At 57.2% G+C, this 18,176-nt stretch carries 14 protein-coding genes; 11 read left to right on the plus strand and 3 right to left on the minus strand.

Annotated features, from left to right (window positions below; all coding sequences use genetic code 11):
• Positions 1 to 194: 194 nt before the first annotated feature.
• Positions 195 to 584, plus strand: a complete 390-nt coding sequence (locus tag J4P41_RS02165) for a helix-turn-helix domain-containing protein (RefSeq protein WP_426065959.1) — start codon at positions 195 to 197, stop codon at positions 582 to 584.
• A gap of 68 nt (positions 585 to 652) precedes the next feature.
• On the opposite strand, the gene J4P41_RS02170 is transcribed toward J4P41_RS02165, so the two are convergent.
• On the minus strand, positions 653 to 3,118 hold the full coding sequence (locus J4P41_RS02170; protein ID WP_426065960.1) for a helicase-related protein: 2,466 nt from the start codon (positions 3,116 to 3,118) through the stop codon (positions 653 to 655).
• A gap of 136 nt (positions 3,119 to 3,254) precedes the next feature.
• On the opposite strand from J4P41_RS02170, the gene J4P41_RS02175 reads away from it, so the two are divergent.
• The 3 genes from J4P41_RS02175 (at position 3,255) to J4P41_RS02185 (ending at position 7,685) form a co-directional block, all read left to right on the plus strand.
• Positions 3,255 to 4,142 carry a ferredoxin--NADP reductase gene (locus J4P41_RS02175; RefSeq protein ID WP_426065961.1) on the plus strand — a complete coding sequence of 296 codons (888 nt, stop codon included), beginning with the start codon at positions 3,255 to 3,257 and terminating at the stop codon, positions 4,140 to 4,142.
• Between the two features lie 27 nt (positions 4,143 to 4,169).
• Entirely contained in the window at positions 4,170 to 5,570 is a 1,401-nt protein-coding gene (gene gorA / locus J4P41_RS02180) for a glutathione-disulfide reductase (protein WP_426065962.1), read from the plus strand.
• Positions 5,571 to 5,645: 75 nt separating this feature from the next.
• Positions 5,646 to 7,685 carry an FUSC family protein gene (locus J4P41_RS02185; RefSeq protein WP_062023906.1) on the plus strand — a complete coding sequence of 680 codons (2,040 nt, stop codon included), beginning with the start codon at positions 5,646 to 5,648 and terminating at the stop codon, positions 7,683 to 7,685.
• A 15-nt stretch (positions 7,686 to 7,700) separates the two neighbouring features.
• On the opposite strand, the gene J4P41_RS02190 is transcribed toward J4P41_RS02185, so the two are convergent.
• Entirely contained in the window at positions 7,701 to 8,522 is an 822-nt protein-coding gene (locus J4P41_RS02190; RefSeq protein ID WP_426065963.1) for an alpha/beta fold hydrolase, read from the minus strand.
• Between the two features lie 85 nt (positions 8,523 to 8,607).
• A complete protein-coding gene (locus J4P41_RS02195) occupies positions 8,608 to 9,063 on the minus strand; it encodes a hypothetical protein (protein ID WP_026017498.1) in 456 nt (151 codons plus the stop codon).
• Between the two features lie 94 nt (positions 9,064 to 9,157).
• Here J4P41_RS02195 and alkB point away from each other — a divergent pair, with 94 nt between their 5' ends.
• From alkB to J4P41_RS02230, 7 genes are all read left to right on the plus strand, one after another.
• Positions 9,158 to 9,814 (plus strand): DNA oxidative demethylase AlkB, encoded by a 657-nt coding sequence (alkB, locus tag J4P41_RS02200; protein ID WP_426065964.1) that lies wholly within the window; start codon positions 9,158 to 9,160, stop codon positions 9,812 to 9,814.
• 48 nt (positions 9,815 to 9,862) lie between these two features.
• Positions 9,863 to 11,257, plus strand: coding sequence for a class II 3-deoxy-7-phosphoheptulonate synthase (locus tag J4P41_RS02205; RefSeq protein WP_034881170.1), 1,395 nt, complete (start codon positions 9,863 to 9,865; stop codon positions 11,255 to 11,257).
• The gene (locus tag J4P41_RS02210; RefSeq protein ID WP_426065965.1) at positions 11,254 to 12,444 is read left to right on the plus strand and encodes a nicotinate phosphoribosyltransferase; all 1,191 of its coding nucleotides are present in this window, start codon (positions 11,254 to 11,256) and stop codon (positions 12,442 to 12,444) included. Before J4P41_RS02205 ends, J4P41_RS02210 begins: the two co-directional genes overlap by 4 nt.
• Entirely contained in the window at positions 12,441 to 12,899 is a 459-nt protein-coding gene (locus tag J4P41_RS02215; RefSeq protein ID WP_062017172.1) for a hypothetical protein, read from the plus strand. The genes J4P41_RS02210 and J4P41_RS02215 overlap by 4 nt, the downstream gene beginning before the upstream one ends.
• Positions 12,900 to 13,020: 121 nt before the next feature.
• A complete protein-coding gene (locus J4P41_RS02220; protein ID WP_426065966.1) occupies positions 13,021 to 15,690 on the plus strand; it encodes a M16 family metallopeptidase in 2,670 nt (889 codons plus the stop codon).
• Between the two features lie 76 nt (positions 15,691 to 15,766).
• Positions 15,767 to 16,273, plus strand: coding sequence for a DUF523 domain-containing protein (locus J4P41_RS02225; RefSeq protein ID WP_426065967.1), 507 nt, complete (start codon positions 15,767 to 15,769; stop codon positions 16,271 to 16,273).
• An 80-nt stretch (positions 16,274 to 16,353) separates the two neighbouring features.
• Positions 16,354 to 18,171 carry a M3 family oligoendopeptidase gene (locus J4P41_RS02230; RefSeq protein WP_426065968.1) on the plus strand — a complete coding sequence of 606 codons (1,818 nt, stop codon included), beginning with the start codon at positions 16,354 to 16,356 and terminating at the stop codon, positions 18,169 to 18,171.
• Positions 18,172 to 18,176 lie beyond the last annotated feature (5 nt).

The raw sequence follows: 18,176 nt of genomic DNA on the forward strand, positions 1-18,176 counted from the left end.
CTCGTTGTTGTCGTTTTTTACGGTCTTGAGAGTACGTCTCTCGAAGTTCGATAGGGGGCACAGAACCCGGCAGATACCGGAATGTGGAGTAGAGCAGTCAAGCGCGGGGTGTCGTGGTGTCACGACTGGTCAGGACTGACGGACTTTTCGGGATGTGTCGGGAAGCAGGTATTGAGCGTAGGGTGGATGAAGACATGAGTGACGTGACGGATAGTGCTGAGAAGGCACGGATTTCGCCGGGTCTGGAACTTGGAAGGCGTATTCGCCTGCTACGGGAAATGGCAGGATTGAATCAGCAGCAGCTGGCCAACAAAGTAGGAATTTCCCGTTCTGCCGTAGCGTTCTGGGAAACGGGTCGGTCAGGACATGTGGGGAAGCATCTTGGTGATCTTGCCGAAGCGCTGGGCGTGGATGCGGAAGTCCTGCTGACGGGCATGGCCTATAAGGAAATTCAGGAAACGCTGACGCCGGATGAAAGCATGTTCCTGAATCTGTATCGTCAGTTGAATCCGCTAATCAAACTTCAGGCGCAGAAGTGGATTGAACGTCGGGTTCGTCAGGCTGAAGAAGACGCAGGGGACTGAAGCATCCCTTCTTGCGCGTCTCCCTTCAGAAAAGAGCGAGCCTCTCCGGGTAAACAGGAGGGGCTTTTTTAGTTCCTTTTTTTCGGACCAGAGGGTTTCCCACGCTTTTTGAAGCCCTCCTTGAAGGGGGGCTTGCCAGATTTGCCAGCAAAGGGCCGATCGCTTCGTCCCTTGGGCTTGAAGTTGCCGCGCTGCTGCTTCTGGCTTTCGCGCATCCGGCTCTGAGTGCGGAGAACCTGTTCGATCCAGTCATTCAGAATGGACGTATTGATTTCTGCGTTTTGTTGCGCCGGATAGGCCTCCGGAAAACGCAGAGCCAGCCAGCGCCATGCGACGAGACGCTTGTGGCGTTTTTCAGCGCGTTCGAGTTCTTCGCGACCCGCCTGTTCCGGATGGGGCAGACGACCGGTTCCTGGGGGAGGGACGGGGCGACCCGCGGCATGGTCCGCAGCCCACGAGACCAGACGCTGGATACCATTGTCCCGTTCATCAATCGGGCACATGGCATAGGTCCAGCGGGTGGTCAGATCCAGACCTTCCACGCCTTCCAGAGCCGCTGCGATTTCAAGAGACTGTTCCATGTCCGCCAGACGATAATTGGGGTCGTCTGGCCTTAGAACGGCGCGTTTGATGCGGGTCAGGACGCCGTAGAGGCTGTCGCTGCCAATTTCTTCGGCAACGGCTCGGACGATGTCGGAATCCGGCTGAACCAGAGGGCGTAGTTCCGTGACCGGTTCCGGTGGGGCAGCCAGCATCTGTCGCACAAACGCAGGGCTTCCGGATTCTGCCAGAACACAGACCAGACCTTCTTCGTGCTTGCCGAAGCGCCCGGCCCGGCCACCAATCTGTTTGACTTCCTGCGAGATGAGATCGCGTGTCTGGCGTCCGTCGAACTTTCTCAGGGCGCTGAAAACGACGCGACGGATGGAGAGGTTCAGGCCCATCCCGATGGCATCGGTGGCGATCAGAATATCCGCGTCACCATTGTTGAAACGGGCGGCTTCTGCACGGCGGACTTCGGGGCTTAGAGCGCCATAAACCACCGCAACCCGTCGCCCGCGCGCCATGAGTTCGGCGCGCATGTCCAGCACTTCGCGGCGTGAGAACGCAATGACCGCATCGCCAGCTGTGAGTTCGCTGAGATGAAGTGTGCCTCCCGCTTTGAGGGGGCTTTTTCGTTCGAGGTGGATTTCGTCTACCGGGTCGTCGCAAAGTTCGGCAATGCGCTTAACCAGCGGGATGCAGTCGGCAGCACCCAGAATAAACACATGGCGTGCTGGAACGCCCATAATGGCAGCGGTCCATGCCGCACCACGATCGGGGTCCGCCAGCATCTGGGCTTCGTCGATGATGGCGACGTCCACAGGTTTGTGGAACGGGCACATTTCAACCGTCGCCGCCAGATGGCGTGCGCCCGGCATCTCGATGCGCTCTTCACCCGTGGCAAGGGATGCAGGGACGCCACGATTAAGGAGGGCTTCCCGGAATTCGTGCGCCAGAAGACGAAGGGGAGCAAGGGCGAGACCGCTCTCCGCGTTGGCGAGGGCGTTCAGCGCTGTATAGGACTTTCCCGAGTTGGTTGGTCCCGTAACGAGTGTGATGCGGCGCTTGAGGGAACGTGCTGTCCGGAAATGGGCTGCAAACCGGTCCAGCGCGGCAACGCGGGCGATGGCAGCATTACCGACCTTGGTGCCACGTTCCAGAACTTCTGGTCGGGCCGGTGTTGTACCGCGCCATTCGGGAAGGCGAGCGCGGAGCTTCTTCAGTTCATCCGGATCAAAGAAGAACAGCTCGATGCCATCATCACGTGTTTCGCGTTTGGCGATCGGAAGACGATTTTCCGCAACCCAGCGCAGGGCTTCACGCCGTGAGCAATGGAGAATGCCTGGGACCTCATCGAAGCTGACAAGATTGGCTTCCCATTCCTTCAGACGCTCGAGTTCGCGTTCCCGGCGGCGCTCGGCACGGGCCTGAATGTCAGCCTGCTCACGGGCGCGACGCTCTTCGGCCAGACGCAGATCGTCCTCGAAGCCCAGATCAACGCTGCCGAAAGCGCCTGCAATGCTGCGGGACAGCTTTTCAAGCTGACCGCCTGAAAGAATCAGCCCGGCATCTGCCAGATCAGCCCGGACTTCTTCCAGAACGCTGCGTGGCGAGTCTCCAAGATCCTGCCAGCGCGAAACCAGAACATCGTCCAGCGTCAGACGCAGAGCCGCAATGTCGGCACGGGGATCGTGCGTGCGGGCTGCGGCTTCCTGTGTGTCGGCTTTCGTGACCCAGACTTCGCCGGCGCGACGGGCCACATTCATGAGCTGGGAGGCCCATGTTTTGCGGCGCACAATACACAACGCGTCGATCAGGGCTTCAGGAGGGAGGGTCGCCTTGTTCCCCTCAAGCCGACGCGCCACCTGCCGCAAAAGGGCGGGTCGCTCACGCGGGGTAATATCCAGCGGCGTTCCGAAGTCGGCTTCAGCCTGATTCAGGGCGCGTTCGGCGGGGGAGAGGGGGGCGTCGCTCACGGAGTCGTCTGTCATGAAAAGACTTTTGCGTCATTCAGCTATCAGGTTCAACGCAGATGGGTTTTCCGAAATGTGATGATTGCGCTAAAAGGTCCGGCTCTTATCAGGTCCGAGACCTTTGATCCGCGCCACACCGGAGACAGAAACCGATATGTCCACACCGAGTTTTGCCGCCCCGACTCCTGAGATCGACGAGCCCCTGACGGGCCTGGCGCCGTATGAAGGCCATCCGAAACAGTACCGTCTGGCCGAGCCAAGCAAGGAATACGCTCATCTGTATCCTGCAAAGGTTTTGACCGTTCACCACTGGACGGATCGTCTTTTCAGCTTCACGACAACGCGCGATCCGGGCCTTCGGTTCGAGAACGGCCAGTTCGCAATGATTGGCATCGAGGTCGAGGGCAAGCCGCTGCTGCGTGCGTACTCCATTGCCTCGGCCAATTACGAAGATCACATGGAATTCCTTTCCATCGCTGTGCCGGATGGTCCGCTGACCTCCCGTCTGCGTCATGTGAAGGTTGGGGATACGGTTCTGATCGGTCGCAAGCCGGTGGGGACGCTGCTGCTCGACAACCTGAAGCCGGGCCGCAACCTGTACTTCCTGTCCACAGGCACGGGCCTTGCGCCGTTCATGAGCCTCATCAAGGACCCGGAAGCCTACGAGCGCTATGAGAATGTGATCCTCAGCCACACGGTCCGTATCTCTGGCGAGCTGGCTTATGAGAACCACATCCGTCATGAACTGCCGGAACATGAGTTCCTGGGTGAGTTTGTTGCCGAGAAGCTGAAGTACTATCCGGCTGTGACGCGTGAAGATTATGCCGTCACGGATCGCATCACGAAGCTGATCGAAAGCGGCAAGATTTTCGAGGATCTGAGCATCGACAAGCTCGACCCTGAACATGACCGCGTCATGATCTGCGGTTCGCCGGAAATGCTTGCGGATACGGAAGCACTGCTGGAGCGTATGGGCTTTGAGGAAGGCAACATGAGCCGTCAGGGTTCTTATGTTGTTGAAAAGGCGTTCGCAGAGCGCTGAGACCAGAGGCACGGAAGGCCGGGATTTATGCAGGAATTCGATCTTTTCGTCATCGGAGCCGGGTCGGGTGGGGTACGCTGTGCGCGTATCGCTGCCCAGAACGGCGCGCGCGTCGCGATTGCGGAGCGTCGTCACTGGGGCGGAACCTGCGTCAATCTCGGCTGCGTGCCGAAAAAGCTGATGGTCTACGCGGCAGAGTATGGCCGTGAGATCGATGATGCCCGCGCCTATGGCTGGGACGTGACGCCAGGACAGCATGACTGGCGCACGCTGATTGATGCCAAGGACCGCGAGATCGAGCGGCTGAACGGCATTTACGTCTCGATGCTGAAGAAAGCTGGCGTTGAGCTGTTCACAGGCGATGCACGCTTTGTAGACGCGAACACGGTTGAAATCGGCCCGTCTGAGCTTGCCCCGGATGCCACGGTTCAAACCGTTCGCGCGAAGAACATCGTCATTGCGACGGGTGGTGCACCGACGCGCCTTGATATTCCCGGCGCAGAGCACGCGATTGTCTCGGATGATGCATTCCATCTGGAGAACCGGCCTGAGCGTGTTGCCATTATTGGCAGCGGTTATATCGGGATTGAGTTCGCAGGGATTTTCGCGGGTCTCGGCTCGCAGGTGGACTTCGTTTATCGTCAGGATCTGCCGTTGCGTGGGTTTGACGAGGAAATGCGTCGCCATATCGCAGAGTTGGTGCCTCTGAACGGTATCACGTCCCATCCAGGCAGCACGCCAGAGCGGATTGAAAAGACGTCTGAAGGGTATCGCCTCCACCTGAAGGGTGGAAAGGTCATCGACACCGACTGTGTCTTTATGGCGACAGGGCGTCATCCGAACCTGAAATCCCTGCGTCTGGATCTGGCCGGGGTAGAGGTCACGGACGGTCGGATTGTCACGCGCCTTGAAGATGCCAAGACGAACGTTCCGGGCGTTTATGCTATCGGGGACGTGACCGATACCTATAACCTTACGCCGACAGCGATCGCCGAGGGGCATCTTCTGGCGGAGCGTCTGTTTGGTGAAACAGGCCGCGAGTGGTCTTTTGCCACGACGCCAAAAGCCGTGTTCTTCAGCCAGCCGCTCGCATCGGTAGGTCTGACTGAAGAAGAGGCTGCTGAACACCACACGCTTGATATCTATACCTCCTCCTTCACGCCGATGCGTCAGTCGCTATCTGGTCGTAAAGGCAAGGCGTTTATGAAGCTGGTTGTGGATTCAAAAAGTCAGGTCGTGCTGGGTGCCCACATGATTGGCCCGGATTCACCGGAAATCATCCAGGGGCTGGCCATTGCCGTCACGGCAGGTCTGACCAAGCGTGATCTGGACCGCACGATCGGTCTTCACCCTACAAGTGCGGAGGAGTTCGTGACAATGCGGACGCCAGCGCGCCATGTTCCTCCTTCTTCCGATAAACAGAACTGATATTCCGATGGTTCATGACGATCCTTTGCCGCCCCTGAAGATCATGAGCCATCACACAACAGGGCAGGTGCAGGCGTGAAACTCGGTTGGCTGTTTGCGCCGTCCATCACGTCCGTGATGTTCGCCCTGCGCACGACGATTGCTGCTTTGCTGGCGCTTGCGATTGCTCTGTGGATGGAGCTTGGTGAACCGCAATGGGCGGCAATGACGGTCTGGATCGTCGCACAAAACTCTCGTGGAGAAAGTATTTCCAAAGGGCGCTGGCGGCTTGTCGGCACAGTTGTCGGCATGATTACTGCCATCGCCTTGATGGGGATGTTTCCGCAATATCCGTGGCTGTTCCTGCCAGCGCTGGCGATTTGGGTCGGGCTTTGTGCCGGCCTCGCCACGCTGACGCATAACTTCCGTGGTTATGCCCTCGTTCTGGCGGGCTACACCTGCACGATTATCGCGCTTGGTGCCGTTAAAGAGCCAGACAATGTGTTCAATATTGCCATGGCTCGCGGGACATATATTTTTCTCGGCGTGATCTGTGAGATGGTTATGGGAATGGTGTTCGTTCCCAATGTGGCGGATCGGGCTCGGGAAGAGCTGCGCAAACGCCTTCAGGCCATTCTTACCAAAGCCAGCGCGGCTCTGACGGATGTTCTGAACCAGAAGCCGAACGCCACGGATACGCTTTGTGCGCTGATGGGGTCGCTTCAGGCGTCCAGTGATCAGATCGAGTTCTCCCGCATCGAAATTCGCAGTCAGGGCAATGAAGTCGAACATGCGTATGTGACGCTGGGTCTTGTAGCGCGTGTGCTGTCACGCGGGCTTGGCCTCAAGACGCGCATGACATCTGTGTCCCATATTCCGCAGGCGCTCCTTCCGTTCCTGAGGGATATGGCGGTGGCGATTGAAGGGCTGCCCGCACGTCTGGAGAGCGATCGACGCGGTATTGCGGCCCTTGTTCAGACCGAGGCTCTGCTGGCGGAATGTCGAGGGCGGATGCAGGCCGTCCTGCCGAAGGACGATGAAGATTCTCTGAATGAAGGCATTATTCTGACGGGTGTCGAGGTCATGATTTCGGACCTCTGTGAAACACTCCGTTCTTATCGGGCGAGTGTGGACGGTGCACCGATTTCCGAGCGTCACCGCCTGACCCGCAATACGGACTGGCGAGCAGCTGTTCGAAACGGGGTGCGGACCATGGCGGCGCTTCTTTTCGGGGCGTATGTCTGGGAAGTGACGGCCTGGCCGCAGGGCAGCGTCTTCTTGACCTTCATTGCAGTGGTCTGTGCCCGGTTTGCGACTTTTGAGAATACGGTGCTTTTGAGTGCGGCTTTCTTCTACGGTGCAGTTTTTGCAGCGTTGGCCAGCATTATTCCTGTGTTTGTCGTGATGCCAGTTACAGCCAGTTATGTATTTTTCTGTCTGACAGTCGGCTTTTTCATGATGCTCGGTGGCCTTGCGACCCGTAATCCGGCCACGGCTGTTATGGCCGCGTCTTATGGAACGTTCTTCCCCTTCCTGCTGGGTATGGACAATCAGGGGCGTATGGATGAGCTGTCATGGCTTAATACCACCATTGCGCTTCTGTTGGGTCTTGGGGCCGGTGTGGTGATCTTCCGGGCTGTTCTGCCGTTTACGCCGCGTCGGGCGGCGGAAGTTCTGCGTTATCAGCTTAAGCGCAGTCTGCGGCGGCTGGCGTTGCCGGGTGTGGTGATGGACGAATATGTCTGGATCAATGATGGCACGCAGAGCATGGAGCGTGCGGTTCGCTTTGCGGGATCTCTGGAAAGTGACCGTGCGGAAGAAATGCTGCGCGGTACCCTGTCTGTCATGACCGTAGGACGAAACGTGTTGATGCTGCGAAAGCTGGCCCAGCATGGAAGCCTGCCGGATACCGCGGTAGCCGCCGTGGACGGACTGATCCGGAACCTGCTACGCCGTAAGCTGCCGCTGACCCATACGGCAGCGACTATCGAGCCGACCCTTGCCGAACTTTATGCACTGGAGCGGGAATCACAGGACACATCCATCCGGCATGACCTCGTTCTCGCCATTGGGTCCCTGCTGATTGTGCAATCGGAACTGCCAACCAGCAGGGCATTCCTCAGAGCAACGACCTGAAGCAGGTCGTGCTGTTCAGGACGCGAGGAACTTCAGAAGATCCTCGTTGACCTGTTCCGCGTGGGTCAGGAACAGACCGTGCGGGGCACCATCATATTCCAGGAAGATCGAGCCTGGGATCAGGTCTGCTGCGCGGCGTCCAGCGATGTCAGCCGGAACGGCGCTGTCGGCAGTGCCGTGGATGATGAGTGTTGGAATAGTGAACGCCTGAAGGTCACTGCGGAAATCTGTTTTTCCCCATGCATCCACGCAGTCGAGGGTTGCCATCGGGCTTGCCATGCTGGCCAGCGTGAAAGACCAGTCGAGCACGCCTTCGCTGACCGGATGATGCAGCATGCTCATGCCATAAAAGCCGGGGAGGAAGCTTTTCAGGAACGCAAAACGGTCCTGACGGATTTCCTGCTTGATTCCGTCGAACACGGAGATATCGACGCCGTCCGGATTGTCCGAGGTTTTCAGCAGGAACGGAACGATAGACGCCAGAAGCACGGCTTTGGAAATTCTGGCGCGGCCATGGCGGCTCAGATAACGGGCGACTTCGCCGCCACCCATTGAGAAACCGACAAGTGTTGCGTCCCAGAGGTCGAGCTGTTCCAGAATGACGGCCAGATCATCTGCCAGAACGTCATAGTTGTAGCAGTTGATGGGGTGGCCTGAGAGACCGAAGCCGCGACGGTCGTAGGTAATGACGCGATACCCGGCTTCAACGAGGGCGAGGGTCTGTTTTTCCCACATATCCCCCGTTAGTGGCCAGCCATGAATGAGAACAACGGGGCGGCCTGCGCCCATATCCTTAACATGAAGGCTGGTTCCGTCAGTTGCAGTAATATAGGGCATGGGTTCTGCTCCTCATATGATCTGGCTGGATGATACCAGCCCCATCCTGAAGAGCAGAACCCTTTTGCGGAAGATTGGTTGCGTCTTACCAGCCGTTACCGCGCGGGGCGGTCCAGCCGTTTCCGGTCGCATCACCCAATTGCCCGGACTGGGTATTGTTGCTGCCTTGATAGGCTGAGCCGAACTTGGACAGATTTGCGCCTGTTACGCTGTCACGCTCAACGCCAGCTTCATGATCCGGATCAGGGCCATGCTCGAATTCAGTGCTTGGGGCATCCTGATATCCGGGCGGGAGAGAACGGTGGCCACGGGCACGGAAATGCTCGCCGCCATTGGTTTTCTGCTGCGTGGATGGAGCCTGCGCCTGCGTGCTGTTCTGTTGAGGGGCGGCATCGTATGGCTGACCAAATGTGGTGGTCTGAGCCTGAGCTACCCCGCCCAGCAGGGCGGTTGCCAGCAGAGCGTGGCAGAAGAAGCGGGAAAAGGGCAGCATGGAGTCTGGTCCTGAACCAATCATGGAAATCAACGGCCCCATCACCATATGGGAAGCAGAACCGCATACTCTCTTTTATAATCGGCTCGGTTGGGCTGCGGTTCAAGAGTTCTTTTCCCGGATCAGGGAAGCGGGGGATGATATGGAGGATCTCTTTGCGACGCTGAGATGTCGTACCGACCTTGCGGATGGAGCGGTGCTTCTTCCCGGTTTTGCAATATCTTGTGTGGAGCAGCTGCTGGAAGGTATCCGGCATCTTGCTCTTGAAACGCCCTTTCGGACCATGAAAACGCCGGGCGGCCGGACCCTGTCTGTTGCGACAACCAGTTGTGGAGACTGTGGCTGGTATACGGACCAGAAGGGATATCGGTATGTGCGGACAGATCCATTAACCGGGAAGCCATGGCCCCAAATGCCAGATATGTTTTTTGAACTGGCCTGTACCGCAGCAAAAGAGGCTGGTTATCCGGATTTTTCTCCGTCTTCATGTTTGATCAACCGCTATGAGCCGGGGGCAAAGATGGGGCTGCATCAGGATCGGGATGAGGATGATCTGTCCTCCCCCATCGTTTCGGTCTCTCTTGGGGTTCCGGCCCGCTTTGCGTTTGGTGGTTTATTAAAGACGGACCCGGTGCAACGGCATGATCTCTTCCATGGAGATGTGGTCGTGTGGGGAGGCATCTCCCGCCTTGCCTGGCACGGGGTTTCGCCCATACGCGAAACATTCCATCCGCAGACAGGTGCCATGCGTTACAATCTAACTTTTCGCGCTATCAACGCTGCGCTTTTTCAGCCATAAACAGCGCCCCGCAATTCTGTTCACTTACTGACCTCCGGAGGGCATTCAATGCACCCCTCGACCAAGACCCAGACGTCCGACAACACGATGTCATGGTCTCCTGCAAGCTGGCGTTCCCGTCCGATCGTCCAGGCTCCGTCTTATGAAGACGAAGCTGCGCTTGCCGCTGTCGAGGCACGTCTGCATCGATATCCACCGCTGGTTTTTGCGGGGGAAGCCCGCCGTCTGAAGACGCGTCTGGCCGCAGCCTCCCGTGGAGAGGCCTTTGTGCTTCAGGGCGGCGCCTGCGCTGAGAGCTTTGACGAATTCACGGCCGATATCGTCCGCGATACGTTCCGCGTGCTGCTTCAGATGGCCGTGGTTCTGACATTCGCCGCCAAGGTGCCGGTCGTGAAGATTGGGCGTATGGCAGGCCAGTACGCCAAGCCGCGCTCGTCCAACACGGAAACGATCAATGGTGTGACGCTACCGTGTTACCGCGGTGACATCATCAATGGTCCGGAATTCACGGCAGACGCCCGTATTCCTAACCCGGCCCGTATGGAGACCGGATACTTCCAGTCGGCTGGCGTGATGAACCTGCTGCGCGCTTTCGCAAATGGCGGTTATGCAAACCTGCATCAGGTTCATAGCTGGAACCTCGGCTTTGTTGAGCGTTCTCCGCTGGCGGCGCGCTATCGGGATCTGGCTCATCGCATTGATGAGACGCTGTCCTTCATGCGGGCCTGTGGTTTTGACGCGGCTGCGTCCCAGATTGATGAGACAGAGTTCTATACCTCTCATGAAGCGCTTCTGCTGCCATATGAGCAGGCTCTGACCCGCATCGACAGCACCAGCGGTGACTACTACGACTGCTCGGCACACTTCCTGTGGATTGGGGATCGCACCCGTCAGCCGGATGGCGCGCATGTGGAATTCCTGCGCGGCGTTCAGAACCCGATCGGCATCAAGGTTGGCCCGACGACCACGGTTGAGGATCTGGAAAAGCTGCTCGAAATCCTGAACCCGAATGACGAGGCAGGTCGTATCACGCTGATCTCGCGTATGGGTAAGGACAAGGTGCGCGAGCATCTGCCGCCGCTTCTGGATGCCGTCATCAAGACGGGCCGTACGGTCACATGGCTGTGTGACCCGATGCACGGCAACACGACGACGACGTCCAGCAAGGTCAAGACGCGTTCCTTCGAAAGCATCCTCGGAGAAGTCCTTGGTTTCTTCGATGTTTTCGAGGCTGCAGGCCGTCGTCCGGGTGGTATTCACCTTGAAATGACGGGTCAGGACGTCACCGAATGCATTGGTGGCGCGCAGTGTCTGACGGAGGCCGATCTGGGAGATCGGTATGAAACATTCTGTGATCCGCGTCTAAATGCGGAACAGTCGCTTGAAATGGCGTTCCTTCTTGCTCATGAACTGACAGGACGACGAGCAGGAAAGCAGGAATGAACTCTTCCGTTTCTCAACGTGCACTAAACCAGTCCAGCGGTGTCCTTGGCCCGCTGGATCGGAAAACAATAGAATCCCGGACGGACGCGTATTTCGCGCGAACCCGACAGATCGTTGAACATTTCGGGGACTCACAGGTCACCTATGCAGTGTTCATCCGGCGTCCGGTGATTGCGGCTTGTGGCATTGCCGTCACCTGGCTTCGTAATGTCGCCAAAGAGCAGGGCTTCGATCTTCAGATCCACGAGGTATATGAAGAAGGGCAATGGATTGGAGCCGGTGAGCCCATCCTGTACCTGACCGGCCCTTTCAGCTGCCTCGCTCCTCTGGAAACACTCTTGCTTCAGCGTCTCGGGGCGTGCTGCGTGGCTGCACATAATGCCTATCAGATGTCCATGGCGCTCCCGGATGTTGCATTTCTGGCTATGGAAGCCCGCCACTGTGCCGGTTTCGAAATGCAGGAGCAGATGGGCTATGCGGCGGCCGTCGGATCCCAGGCCGCCCAGAAAGAAGGGGCTCGCGGGTTCATTGGGAATGCCAATGACGCGACGTCGGGTTTCTTCGGGCAGGATCATGGGCTTGGCACTATGCCTCATGCCCTGATTGGGTATGCGGGTTCGACCCTGCGCGCTGCTGAAATGTATGTGGATGTTTATCCAGATGATCCGCTGACAATCCTGGTAGATTATTTCGGGCAGGAAGTGACGGATGCTCTGGAAGTCTGCCGGCGCTTTCCGGAAAAAGCGGCAGCCGGTCAGTTGAGTGTTCGTCTGGATACGCATGGTGGTCGCTTCCTTGAGGGGCTGGACCCCCAGTCATCCTATGCCGTACTGGAACGCTACACACCGGGTACGATCCGCCGTTATCGCTCGGATGCGGAATTGCGGGATCTGGTGGGGACGGGTGTTTCTGCAGCGGCGATCTGGCGGATGCGGGAAGCGCTGAATGAGGCTGGTTTTCCGAAGGTGAAGATCACGGTGTCTTCAGGGTTCAATGCGTCCAAATGCACCACGATGCGGGATGCTCATGCACCGATCGACGTCGTGGGCAGTGGTTCTTTTATTCCGGATCGCTGGTCCGAGACCTATGCAACAGCAGACATCGTGGCCTATGACGGCACGCTTCGCGTCAAGGTTGGGCGTGAATTTCTGCTGAACAAGGCACGAGCCGAACAGGGGGCCTCATGAGCGACGAACCGGAAAACACCCAAGCCGAGACCGCAGGGCAGGCCCAGTCCTGGAATGTCCGGATTATTGATCTGTCCGGTGCATCCGAGGATGACACTGTTGAAGTTGTGAAAGACTTCATGGATCTGATGCACGCGAATGCCTATGCCCGTGCCTATGTGCGAGATAGCATCGAGCGTTGCCGGGTTCCGGGTGCGACGAGCAAGGAAGTTCTGGAAAGCTGGTTTGCGTTCGGTGAGAACGCCGAAGTGGTGGACGCTGGGGAAGATGGCTGGAAGTCTTCCACGGAACTGGAAGATTTTGCCGCCAATCCGGCAACGGATATGGAGCGCGACTGGCGTGCCATTGATCCACGCCGTCTGGTGGATGATGATGAAATCGCCGGGCCGCCAGATGTTGATGACGAAGACGATGATGAGGATGACGAAGACGCTCACGAAGTTATTCGTCACTAAAAAGGATCGCCCCTGCAATCGCAGGGGTTGTCACCCTGTCATGAGAGGCAGGTTATAAAATATCCACATGACTTTGGTATTGTAACTGTTACGTTACATTGACCGATACACCAATGAAGTCATGTCGATGCATATTTTTCAGAAGACATTTCTAGCCGTTTCTCTGCTTGCAGGGCTGGTCTGCTCAACGGCTTATGCCGCAGATATGGCACGCGAGACTTTGCCGAATGGTATGCGTGTCGTTGTGGTTCGCAATCCGCTTGCGCCTGCCGTCAGTGTGCAACTGACCTATATGGTAGGGTCTGCCGAGGCGCCAAAAGGCTTTCCGGGAACTGCTCATGCGCTAGAACACATGATGTTCCGCGGAACGCCCTCCCTTAGCGGGGATCAGCTTTTAACGGTAATGGGAACGTTGGGCGATCAGTTCAATGCTTTCACGCAAACGGACCTGACCCGTTATCACTGTTTGATCCCGGCGCAGGATCTGGATGTGGTTCTGCATATGGAAGCAGACCGGATGCAGCATCTTTCTCTGGATGCGGGAGAATGGGCGAAAGAGCGGGGAGCCATTGAGCAGGAAGTCTCGAGGGACTTTTCAAATCCGAGGTACAAAGCGGAAGACCAACTCCTGCCTGTTCTGTTTGCCCATAGTTCTTATGACCATACACCTCTTGGAACGCGGTCCTCCTTTGAGGCAACAGATGTAAAACTGCTGCGGGACTTCTATACCAAATGGTATGTCCCGAATAACGCGGTTCTGGTCATTGTAGGGGACGTTGATCCTTCGGCAACCCTGAAGAAAGTTGGAAGGACTTTTGGTTCCATCCCAGCGCGCCCGTTGCCAGAGCGTCCACCCATTCCCGTTGGGGCTGTTGTTCCGCAGGCGCTCACTGTGCAGACGAACTATGCTGTTGATATCGTGGCCCTGCTCTGGAGAGGGCCATCCCTTCGGGACAAGGACGGTCCTGCGGCAGCCGTTCTGGATGCCGTTCTTTCAAGCCGCCGTGGCCCTCTTTACCCGCTGGTTCTCCAGCACAAGGTCTTGGCGACGGGACTGAACGTCGACAGAAACATTTATACAGGAACCATTGAGGCTTCTCTGACAATTCCCAAAGGGGGTGACACGAAGGCTGCCTTGGCTCTTCTCAAGGCGACGCTTGATGATATCCGGACCAAAGGCGTGTCGTCAGATGTCGTAGAAGGCATGAAAAAGCGGTGGCTGGCATCAAAAGACTTTGAAAAAAACTCCATCCTAGACTTGGGCGGCCTCTGGTCCGGTGCTGTTACGGCAGAAAATACTGATAGCCCTGATGCGTCCTTTGATCGCTATGCGAAAGTGACTGTGCAGGACGTCAATGCTCTGGCTCGCAAGCTGCTTGATCCGCAACATGGTGTTGCGATGACAATGTTGGCCTCAGATCATGGCAAGCCGCCAGCCGGTAAAGGTTTTGGAGGCTCGGAAAGTTTCGCAGGGCAGGGAAGTGCGACAGGACCGCTTCCGGATTGGGCCCAACCTGTTAGAAACGTACCTGCACCGCCAGTGTACACAGCCCCGGATGCAGATTTCACACTTCCGAACGGTCTGCGTATTGTGGTGCGGACCAAGCATGTCAGCCCAACGGTCTTTCTGTTCGGCCATATAAAGTCCAATGCGAATATTCAGACACCGGCGGGGAAAGAGGGTGTTGGCGCTCTGACGGCCCAGTTGTTTCCGTTTGGTTCAGTAACGCGCGATCGGGAGACACTGGAGAAAAGCCTGGATGATCTGGCGGCCAATGCCAGAGGCGGTGTGAATTTTTCCGTCAGTGGTCGGACGCAGGATTTCGATGCGGCTCTCGCTATTCTGGCAGACCTCGAATTGCATCCCGCATTCCCGCAATATGCGTTTGATCTGACGCGCCAGAATATGATCCGTGTGCAGGCAGGTATTGAGCAGACGCCTGGCTATCGCCTTCAGCAAGCCATTACGAAAACACTGTATCCTGCGAACTCTCCCGCGCTTCGTGTGCAGAGTGTAAAGAGTCTTTCGGGCCTGACGCGCGAAGACGTACTCTCCTATTATCAGTCCGTTTATCGGCCAGACATGACGACGATAGAAGTTGTCGGCGATATTTCTGTTGAAGAGGCCCGTAGAAAAATTACGTCAGCGTTCGGGGACTGGAAAGTCACGGGGCCAAAGCCGGACGTTGATCTGGCGGCCATTCCGTTCAATCCGGTTCCGCCGGTGCAGTCTGTCAGCGACCCGGTCCGGTCACAGGATGTCGTCATCATGGCACAGATCAATGCTCATGGATGGAATGACCCTCAACGTTATGACATGACATTGGCCGACATCATGTTGACCCACGGGTTCGACAGCCGTTTGTATCAGGATCTTCGGGTCAGGACGGGATATGTTTATACGGTTGGGTCGCAGGCTTCTGCCCAGAAAAATTTCGGGATTTACGGTGTTTCGTTCGGCGCTGATCCGGGTTCTATGAAAGCCGCACGGCAGCATGTTGTGCAGGAGTTGCAGATCATGGCGGCAGAGCCGGTGCCTGTTGAGGAGCTGAACAGGGCGAAAGCTCATCTGATCCGTGACATGATCCTGTCAAACGCTGTCATGACGGCACCCAGCGGTCTTGATAGCGTTCTGACACTGCAGGGGCTGGGTTGGGAGCATTTGAACGATGCCGCCAAAGCCTATCAGGCTGCGACACCTGAAAGTGTTCAGGCGGCATTCAAAAGCTATGTTCGGCCGGATGGATTTGCGACGTTCGTGTTGGGGCCGATGCCTTCGGGCCTGAACTGAGGCATAATCAGGAGGTGTTCTGTTTCCGGGCAGAGGAGGGTATCAGAAGAGAATTCTCAGAGACCCCGGACGCAGGATGCCGCAGTTTGTGAAGATCCGAATTCTGGTGAGTGCCTGTCTGCTGGGGCAGCCGGTCCGATATGATGGCAAGGCAAAGACCCTTTTGCATCCGCTGCTTCAGCAATGGCAGGAAGAAGGACGGCTGGTCGTGGTCTGTCCTGAGCTTGCGGGTGGGATGCCGGTTCCACGCCCTCCGGCGGAAATTGGGGCACGGCAGGATGGAAAGGACGTTCTTCTGGGCGTAGCGCGGGTGACCGATACGTCAAGTGCAGATGTGACGGATGCGTTCGTCGCGGGAGCGCGGATTGCGCTGACTGTCGCGCAGGCACAGGGGTGTCGGTTCGCATTACTCATGGAGGGCAGCCCGTCCTGTGGCAGCCAGATGATCTATGACGGCAGTTTCAGCGGGCAGAAACATGCCGGAGCGGGTGTAACGGCCGCACTTCTGCGTCAGAACGGGATTGAGGTTTTCAGTCAGGACACTATTGAAGATCTTGGCGTCGTTTTGCAGCAGGCACTCTGAAAGCCGTGTTCGGTCATTTACTACGGATTTGTCATCAACCGCCCGTTTGACCCGGCGGCAGGGATGTCTAAATTCAAAGGATGAACAGTCAGAATCTCTCCGCGGCCACAGGCCTTTCTGCTCCTTCAGCCGAGAGCGATACTCCGCCGCGCTGGGACCTGTCCGATCTGTACGCGTCCCTGGACGATCCGACGATTGAACAGGATTTCACGGCTCTGACATCCGCTGCACGAACGTTCAGTGAAACCTGGAAGGGGAAACTGGGACAGGCTGACGGCGCCGCTCTGGCCACTGCTTTTGCCGAGTATGAGCGGATCGAGGAAGGGCTGGGGCGTATCGGCTCCTTCGCCCAGCTTGGCTTTGCCGCCCATACGACGGACCCAACCTGGGGTCGTTTCACTCAGGGCGTGCAGGAGCGCATCACGGATATTTCCGCGGATCTGCTATTTTTCTCGCTAGAACTGAATCGTGTGGATGATGACGTTCTTGCGCGAATCACGACAGCGCCTGAGATGACAAAGTGGCAGCCGTTCCTGCGGGATCTACGGGTTTTCCGCCCGTACCAGCTTTCCGATGAAGTTGAGCAGGTTCTGATGGACAAGTCGGTGACGGGGCGCAATGCCTGGAACCGACTGTTCGATGAAACCATGGCCAGCCTGACTGTCACGCTTGATGGGGAGACAAAACCCCTCGGTGCGGCGTTCAACACCCTCACGAGTGCAGAACGTGAAAAGCGTGCTACGGCTGCGGAGCAGATCAGTGCTGTTCTGGCCGATAATTCCCGTCTTCTGACAATGATTACGAACACGCTCGCCAAGGACAAGGCGATCGGGGACAAGCTCCGTGGTTATCCGCGCCCGTCCAGCAGTCGCAACCGTGGCAATATGGTTGAAGACGAAGTTGTGGACGCTCTGGTCAGCGCTATTGATGAGGCTTACCCGCGCCTGTCTCATCGTTATTATGCGATGAAGGCCAAGTGGCTCGGTCTGGACAAGCTGGAGCACTGGGACCGGAATGCGCCTCTGCCGGGCGTGGCGGATACAGTGATTTCTTGGGAGACTGGTAAGGAGATTGTTCTGAACGCCTATACGGGTTTCGATCCGGCGCTTGGGACACTGGTAGACCGCTTCCTGACGCATCCGTGGATTGATGCGGAAGCTGCGCCGGGCAAGTCTTCGGGGGCTTTTGCCCATCCGACTGTACCATCCGTTCATCCCTATATCCTGATGAACTATCATGGCCGCGCTCGTGACGTGATGACGCTGGCTCATGAACTGGGTCATGGTGTGCACCAGATTCTTGCAGGGCAGAAGCAGGGCTATCTGAATTCCGCGACACCTCTGACGCTGGCTGAAACAGCGTCTGTCTTCGGTGAGATGCTGACCTTTCAGTCTTTGCTTGATCGAGAAACCGATCCGAAGCGCCGCCGCCATCTTCTGGCGGCGAAAGTGGAGGACATGCTGAACACGGTAGTCCGCCAGATTGCGTTCTATCAGTTTGAAGTGCGCGTGCATGATGAACGGGCCAAAGGTGAGTTGTCCGCAGAGCAGCTTGGCTCCATCTGGCGCGAGGTACAGGAACGCAGCCTTGGCCCGGCGTTTCACTTTACGCCGGATTATGATGCCTATTGGTCCTACATTCCGCATTTCGTGCATTCGCCGTTCTATGTTTATGCCTATGCCTTCGGTGATTGCCTGGTGAATGCGCTGTATGGCGTCTATCAGGATCAGCCTGACGGTTTTGCTGACAAATATCGGACCATGCTCGAAGCTGGCGGAACGCTGCGCCATAAAGAATTGCTGGCGCCGTTCGGTCTTGATGCGACGGATCCGGGTTTCTGGCGTAAAGGACTGGATGTAATCTCGGGTCTGATTGATCAGCTCGAGCAGGAGGGCTGAGGGCA

The sequence above is a fragment of the Gluconobacter sp. NFX36 genome, assembly GCF_049887835.1.
Taxonomy (GTDB): Bacteria; Pseudomonadota; Alphaproteobacteria; order Acetobacterales; family Acetobacteraceae; genus Gluconobacter; species Gluconobacter japonicus_A.

What these genes read in the sequence shown, in the direction of transcription:
- J4P41_RS02165 (WP_426065959.1), top strand. Translation starts at nt 195, where the DNA reads ATGAGTGACGTGACGGATAGTGCTGAGAAGGCACGGATTTCGCCGGGT.
- J4P41_RS02170 (WP_426065960.1), bottom strand. Translation starts at nt 3,118, where the DNA reads ATGACAGACGACTCCGTGAGCGACGCCCCCCTCTCCCCCGCCGAACGC.
- J4P41_RS02175 (WP_426065961.1), top strand. Translation starts at nt 3,255, where the DNA reads ATGTCCACACCGAGTTTTGCCGCCCCGACTCCTGAGATCGACGAGCCC.
- gorA (WP_426065962.1), top strand. Translation starts at nt 4,170, where the DNA reads ATGCAGGAATTCGATCTTTTCGTCATCGGAGCCGGGTCGGGTGGGGTA.
- J4P41_RS02190 (WP_426065963.1), bottom strand. Translation starts at nt 8,522, where the DNA reads ATGCCCTATATTACTGCAACTGACGGAACCAGCCTTCATGTTAAGGAT.
- J4P41_RS02195 (WP_026017498.1), bottom strand. Translation starts at nt 9,063, where the DNA reads ATGGTGATGGGGCCGTTGATTTCCATGATTGGTTCAGGACCAGACTCC.
- alkB (WP_426065964.1), top strand. Translation starts at nt 9,158, where the DNA reads ATGGAGGATCTCTTTGCGACGCTGAGATGTCGTACCGACCTTGCGGAT.
- J4P41_RS02205 (WP_034881170.1), top strand. Translation starts at nt 9,863, where the DNA reads ATGCACCCCTCGACCAAGACCCAGACGTCCGACAACACGATGTCATGG.
- J4P41_RS02210 (WP_426065965.1), top strand. Translation starts at nt 11,254, where the DNA reads ATGAACTCTTCCGTTTCTCAACGTGCACTAAACCAGTCCAGCGGTGTC.
- J4P41_RS02215 (WP_062017172.1), top strand. Translation starts at nt 12,441, where the DNA reads ATGAGCGACGAACCGGAAAACACCCAAGCCGAGACCGCAGGGCAGGCC.
- J4P41_RS02220 (WP_426065966.1), top strand. Translation starts at nt 13,021, where the DNA reads ATGTCGATGCATATTTTTCAGAAGACATTTCTAGCCGTTTCTCTGCTT.
- J4P41_RS02225 (WP_426065967.1), top strand. Translation starts at nt 15,767, where the DNA reads ATGCCGCAGTTTGTGAAGATCCGAATTCTGGTGAGTGCCTGTCTGCTG.
- J4P41_RS02230 (WP_426065968.1), top strand. Translation starts at nt 16,354, where the DNA reads ATGAACAGTCAGAATCTCTCCGCGGCCACAGGCCTTTCTGCTCCTTCA.